This is a genomic window from Neorhizobium sp. T6_25 (genome assembly GCF_002968555.1).
Classification (GTDB): domain Bacteria; phylum Pseudomonadota; class Alphaproteobacteria; order Rhizobiales; family Rhizobiaceae; genus Neorhizobium.
The window spans coordinates 1-5,222 of record NZ_PVBL01000055.1; the positions used below are offsets into that span (position 1 = coordinate 1).

Sequence of the window (5,222 nt, forward strand, 5' to 3'; positions counted from 1 at the left end):
CCCAACCCCTTCCCCCAAGGGGGAGGGGTTCCTCGCACCCTCACACCCGCCGTCATCCGCCGCCCTCTCGCCGTCATCCTCGGGCTTGACCCGAGGATCCAGGCCTCCGAACTGTACCGGTCGGACCGGATCGACGCCTTCCGGCACAAAAAGTGGATACTCGGGTCAAGCCCGAGGATGACGGGAACTGAGTTGGGGGAGATGCCCGGCAGGGCAGAGGGGGGTAAGCCCCGAACGCAAGGCCTCACCTCATGACCGCCCTCCTCCTCCGCGACCTGAAACTTTCGGTCCGCGCCGGCGGCGGCGCTCTGATCGGGGTCCTCTTCTTCATGACCGTCGTCGCCGTCATCCCCTTCGGCGTCGGCCCGGATCTCAACCTTCTCTCCCGCATCGGCCCGGCGATCGTCTGGATCGGGGCGCTGCTGTCGGCCCTGCTCGGGCTTGACCGCCTGTTCCAGACCGAGCGCGAGGACGGCTCGCTCGACCTGCTGCTGATGCAGGAACACCCGCTGGTGCTGACCGTGCTGGTCAAGTGCCTCGCCCACTGGCTCGGCAACGGCCTGCCGCTGGTGATCGCATCGCCGCTGCTCGGCCTGTTCATGAACATGGACGAGGTGGCGATCGGCGCCACCATGCTGACGCTCTTGGTCGGCACGCCGGCGCTGACCTTCATCGGCGCGGTCGGCGCGGCGGTTGCTGTCGCTTTGCCGCGCGGCGGGCTGCTCGTCTCGATACTGGTCCTGCCGCTTGCGATCCCCGTGCTGATCTTCGGCGTCAGCGCTTCCTATGCGGCGGTCGAGGATCCTGCCCCGTTTATGCCGCCTTTCCTGATATTGGTGGCGATCACGATGTTTTTTGCCGTCCTCGGTCCCCTCGGCGCGGCACTGGCGTTGCGCAATGCCGGCGATTGACTAGAATCGGATTGAACGGGATCGGATCGACGACCGGCGAATTGACCAGGATCAAGCTGATTTTTCCGCGCGCATATTAGAAAGTGCCCATGACCGACAGCCTTGCCATCAGCAAATTCACCGAGCTGGCCAACCCGACGCGGTTTCTGGCGCTGGCGGCCCGCATCCTGCCGTGGATGGTGGCGGCCACCGTGATCTTCTTCGCCATCGGGCTCTATCTGAGCTTCACGACGGAAGGCGATTACCAGCAGGGCGCGACGGTGCGTATCATGTATGTGCATGTGCCGGCCGCCTGGCTGTCGATGATGTGCTACACGGTGATGGCCGTTTCGGCGATCGGCACGCTGGTCTGGCGCCACCCGCTCGCCGACGTCAGCCACAAGGCGGCAGCCCCGCTCGGCGCCGCCTTCACGCTGATCGCGCTCGCCACCGGCTCGCTCTGGGGCCGGCCGATGTGGGGCACTTGGTGGGTGTGGGATGCGCGGCTGACCTCGGTCTTCGTGCTGTTCCTCATGTATCTGGGCCTGATCGCACTCAACCGCGCCATGGACGATCCATCGCGCGCGGCCCGCGTCTCCGCCGTGCTGATCCTTGTCGGTTTCGTCAACATCCCGATCATCAAGTTCTCGGTCGACTGGTGGAACACGCTGCACCAGCCGGCGAGCGTCATCCGCATGGGCGGCCCGACCATCGACCAGGAATTCCTCTGGCCGCTGCTGATCATGGCGATCGCCTTCACCATGCTGTTCTTCACCCTGCACACGATGGCGATGCGAAACGAGATCTGGCGCCGCCGGGTGGCCGCCCAGCGGCGGATGGCAGCGCGGATGGCAGGACGGGAAGCGTGAGACCATGAGCCATACTTTCTATATCGCCATGTCCTATGCCGTCTCGGCTGCCGTCATCCTCTGTCTGATCGCCTGGACCTGGCTCGACGGCCGCGCCCGCAGGCAGGAACTGGCCGAGCTCGAAGCTTCCGGCATCCGTCGCCGCTCCGCCCAGGCAAAGGATGACCCGGCATGAGCATCGAGACCGAAAACCAGCCTGCGGCGAAGAAAAGCCTGGCGCGTTATGCGCTGCCGCTGATCCCGCTGGCGGTTTTTCTCGGCTTTGCAGCCGTCGCCGGCAAGATGCTCTACGACCAGGACGTCAACGGCCGCGACGTCTCGGCCATCCCCTCCGCCCTGATCGGCAAGAAGGCGCCTTCGCTGGCGCTGCCGCCGCTGGAAGGCTCGAACACCGCGGCGCTGACGACTGCGGCTATCGGCGGCAAGCTGACGCTGGTCAACGTCTTCGCCTCCTGGTGCGTGCCCTGCCGCCAGGAGCACCCGATCTTGAAGGAACTGGCGAACGACAGCCGGCTCACCATCGTCGGCATCAACTACAAGGACCGCAACGACAACGCGCTGCGCTTCCTCGGCGAACTCGGCAACCCCTACAAGGCGATCGGCGTCGATCCGAACGGCAAGGCGGCGATCGACTGGGGCGTCTACGGTATTCCGGAAAGTTATCTGGTCGCACCCGACGGCACGATCCTCTACAAGAAGGTCGGCCCCTTCGACGAGCGCAGCCTGACGCAGGATCTCATGCCTGCGATCGAAAGGGCCTCCGCGGGAAGTTAGCGCCCCCTGCCTTGTGGCCGATGGCGAATTTGGAAGAAGCACCTTTGGCCGCGCCAGACCTCTTGTCCGGCGCGGTTTTGGTTTGGGAATGGGGCAGGCGGTATCGGGTATGTGGGAGGTAGGGTGTTTGTGCCTGCCCCGACTGTTTCGGTGGTCTTTCCGAGGATTGCCAGGCCTCGCCAACTACCTTTGCAGCCATCACCGGAAACCGGGGTCCGAGAACCCTTGGACGAGGAGGCCGGTTCGCGAACCCGGTTTCCCATCCGATGACGGGGCGATTATCGAATGGGTGCGGGAGGCGGGGATGAAGGGGGAAGTGAATATGGCTAAAGCATTGATGCGGGTGGGCAGGTTTTTCTTGGGGTGAGGAAATCGTCCCCGGTCAAAACCCGTCCCGCGCTACAGCCCACCCTGCCACACCCGCACCGCATCGACCGGCCAGACGAGCATCAGCACGTTGAGCGTCAGGTTGTCGCGGATGATGTAGCTGGTCGCCAGCTCGAAGAAGATGGCGATGGCGACCGTCAGCCAGACCGGCAGGCGCCAAGCGGCGAAGAAGCCGAGCGCCATGAACACCGTGTCCATCGCCGAATTGAGGATGCTGTCGCCGGAATAACCGAGCGCCATGGTCGCCGTGCGGTAGCGGTCGATGATCAGCGGGGAATTTTCAGCGATCTCCCAGGCAGCCTCAATCAGGATCGCCAGCGAAAGCCGGGCGGAGAGCGGCGCGCGGCGCAGGATCAGCCAGCCGAGACCATAGAACAGGAAGCCATGGATGATATGCGACGGCGTGTACCAGTCGGAGAGGTGCTGAGAATTGCCGCTGGTATTCACCCCGCCTTCCCAAAATTTCACATAACCGCATTCGCAGATCGGGATGCGGCCGATCGCGTAGAGAATGGCGATCTGGAGCAGAAAGAGGATGAGCGCGGCGAGAAACCAGCGCTTGGAGGACGAACTCGATGGGGAGAATTCCGCCGCCGTCACTTTTCGGCCTCGGCGTTGCCCGCCGGCTCCTGGATCGTGTGGCGCATGATCAGCGGCATCTGCGTCATGGTGAAGATCAGCGTGATCGGCATCGTACCCCAGACCTTGAAGGCCACCCAGAAGTTATCCGCCGCCTTGGCGTCGGGCAGGTAATAGGCGTTCGCGCCGCGCCAGACGATTTCGTTGAGGACCGCGAGGAACAGGAAGAACACGCCCCAGCGGATGGTCAGCTTGCGCCAGCCGGCATCGTCGAGCTGGAAGGCCGCATTGAACACATAGCCGAGAAGCGATTTGCCGAACAGCAGGCCGCCGAGCAGCACGACGCCGAACAGCGTGTTGATGATGGTCGGCTTCATCTTGAAGAACAGCTCGTCCTGCAGCCAGATGCCGAGCCCGCCGAAAACGAGGACAACGATGCCGGAAATGAAGGGCATCATAGGCAGATGCCCGAGAACGACCTTCGAGACGACGAGCGAAACGACCGTCGCGACCATGAACAGGCCGCTGGCGATGAACAGCGGACCACCGAGCACCGAAAGCCACGGGAAGGTCGCGGCAAGCCATTCCCCGCGCAGATTGGCGAAGAAGAAGACGAGCAGCGGCCCCAGCTCGAGCGAGAGCTTCAGCATCGGATGGTGCCGGTCGGCGGCGGTGGGCGTCGTATCGCTTTCGAATTTCATATATTGGTCAAACCTGCTTCGTCCTGCCTTGGCCCTGCGCGAGTGCCAAGGCAGATTTGTGGCATCAATGGGCAATCCCGGCAATGGCGCGGGCAAAATCCTGCGCCTCGAAGGGTTCGAGATCGTCGACACCCTCGCCGACACCGATGAAATAGACCGGCAGCTTGTGCTTGGCGGCGATCGCCACCAGGATGCCGCCGCGCGCCGTACCGTCGAGCTTCGTCATGATAAGCCCGCTGACCCCCGCAACGTTCCGGAAAATCTCGACCTGGTTCATGGCGTTCTGGCCGGTCGTGGCATCGAGCGTCTGCAGCACGGTGTGCGGAGCATCGGGATCGAGCTTGCCGAGCACGCGGACGATCTTTTCGAGTTCGGCCATCAGCTCGGTGCGGTTCTGTAGCCGGCCGGCGGTATCGATGATCAGCACATCCGATTTGTTGGCGCGCGCCTGCTCGTAGGCGTCATAGGCAAGGCCGGCCGCATCGGCGCCGAGCTTGGTGCCGATAAAGCTCGAGCCGGTGCGGTCCGCCCAGATCTTCAGCTGCTCGATCGCGGCGGCGCGAAACGTGTCGCCGGCGGCGAGCATGACCTTGAGGCCGGAGCCGGAGAGTTTTGCGGCGAGCTTGCCGATCGTCGTGGTCTTGCCGGTGCCGTTGACACCGACGACGAGGATGACATGCGGCTTGTGATTGAGATCGAGCGCCAGCGGTTTGGCGACCGGGCCTAAAACCCTGGTGATCTCCTCGGCCATGATCCGCGACACGTCCTCGCCGGTCACGTCCTTGCCGTAGCGCTCGGAGGACAGCGCCCCGGTGACGCGCATGGCGGTCTCGACCCCTAGATCGGCCTGGATCAGCAGGTCTTCGAGCTGTTCCAGCGTTTCCTCGTCCAGCTTGCGCTTGGTAAAGAGCGCGCTGATCTGGCCGGTGAGCTGCGACGACGTGCGGGAAAGGCCGGCGCGCAGGCGCTGGAACCAGGTGAGTTTTGGAGCCGCTGCGACGGGTTCGGGCGCGGGTTCCGGG

7 protein-coding genes are annotated in these 5,222 nt (G+C 64.0%); 4 read left to right on the forward strand and 3 right to left on the reverse strand.

All coding sequences use genetic code 11. From position 1 onward, the window contains the following. Nucleotides 1-251: 251 nt before the first annotated feature. The 4 genes from ccmB to C5L10_RS33220 all read left to right on the forward strand — a co-directional run bounded on the left by ccmB (nt 252) and on the right by C5L10_RS33220 (nt 2,533). Nucleotides 252-911 (forward strand): heme exporter protein CcmB, encoded by a 660-nt coding sequence (ccmB, locus tag C5L10_RS33205; RefSeq protein WP_037081467.1) that lies wholly within the window; start codon nt 252-254, stop codon nt 909-911. Between the two features lie 89 nt (nt 912-1,000). Next, nucleotides 1,001-1,759 (forward strand): heme ABC transporter permease, encoded by a 759-nt coding sequence (locus C5L10_RS33210; protein WP_105433192.1) that lies wholly within the window; start codon nt 1,001-1,003, stop codon nt 1,757-1,759. A gap of 4 nt (nt 1,760-1,763) precedes the next feature. Next, nucleotides 1,764-1,934 (forward strand): heme exporter protein CcmD, encoded by a 171-nt coding sequence (gene ccmD / locus C5L10_RS33215; protein WP_105423184.1) that lies wholly within the window; start codon nt 1,764-1,766, stop codon nt 1,932-1,934. Further along, nucleotides 1,931-2,533, forward strand: coding sequence for a DsbE family thiol:disulfide interchange protein (locus C5L10_RS33220; protein WP_105433193.1), 603 nt, complete (start codon nt 1,931-1,933; stop codon nt 2,531-2,533). Before ccmD ends, C5L10_RS33220 begins: the two co-directional genes overlap by 4 nt. Nucleotides 2,534-2,932: 399 nt before the next feature. On the opposite strand, the gene C5L10_RS33225 is transcribed toward C5L10_RS33220, so the two are convergent. The 3 genes from C5L10_RS33225 to ftsY form a co-directional block, all read right to left on the reverse strand. Beyond that, nucleotides 2,933-3,520: a DUF2585 domain-containing protein gene (locus C5L10_RS33225; RefSeq protein ID WP_105433194.1), complete on the reverse strand. Its 588-nt coding sequence runs from the start codon at nt 3,518-3,520 to the stop codon at nt 2,933-2,935. Beyond that, nucleotides 3,517-4,200 carry a septation protein A gene (locus C5L10_RS33230; RefSeq protein WP_105433195.1) on the reverse strand — a complete coding sequence of 228 codons (684 nt, stop codon included), beginning with the start codon at nt 4,198-4,200 and terminating at the stop codon, nt 3,517-3,519. The genes C5L10_RS33225 and C5L10_RS33230 overlap by 4 nt, the downstream gene beginning before the upstream one ends. Before the next feature lie 64 nt (nt 4,201-4,264). Further along, nucleotides 4,265-5,222: signal recognition particle-docking protein FtsY (gene ftsY / locus C5L10_RS33235; protein ID WP_105433196.1), on the reverse strand; the 958-nt coding region annotated here is incomplete at its 5' end.

Bases quoted from the DNA above. Each gene is read 5' to 3' on its own strand.
- C5L10_RS33220 (WP_105433193.1), top strand. From the start codon at position 1,931: ATGAGCATCGAGACCGAAAACCAGCCTGCGGCGAAGAAAAGCCTGGCG.
- ccmD (WP_105423184.1), top strand. From the start codon at position 1,764: ATGAGCCATACTTTCTATATCGCCATGTCCTATGCCGTCTCGGCTGCC.
- C5L10_RS33210 (WP_105433192.1), top strand. From the start codon at position 1,001: ATGACCGACAGCCTTGCCATCAGCAAATTCACCGAGCTGGCCAACCCG.
- C5L10_RS33230 (WP_105433195.1), bottom strand. From the start codon at position 4,200: ATGAAATTCGAAAGCGATACGACGCCCACCGCCGCCGACCGGCACCAT.
- ccmB (WP_037081467.1), top strand. From the start codon at position 252: ATGACCGCCCTCCTCCTCCGCGACCTGAAACTTTCGGTCCGCGCCGGC.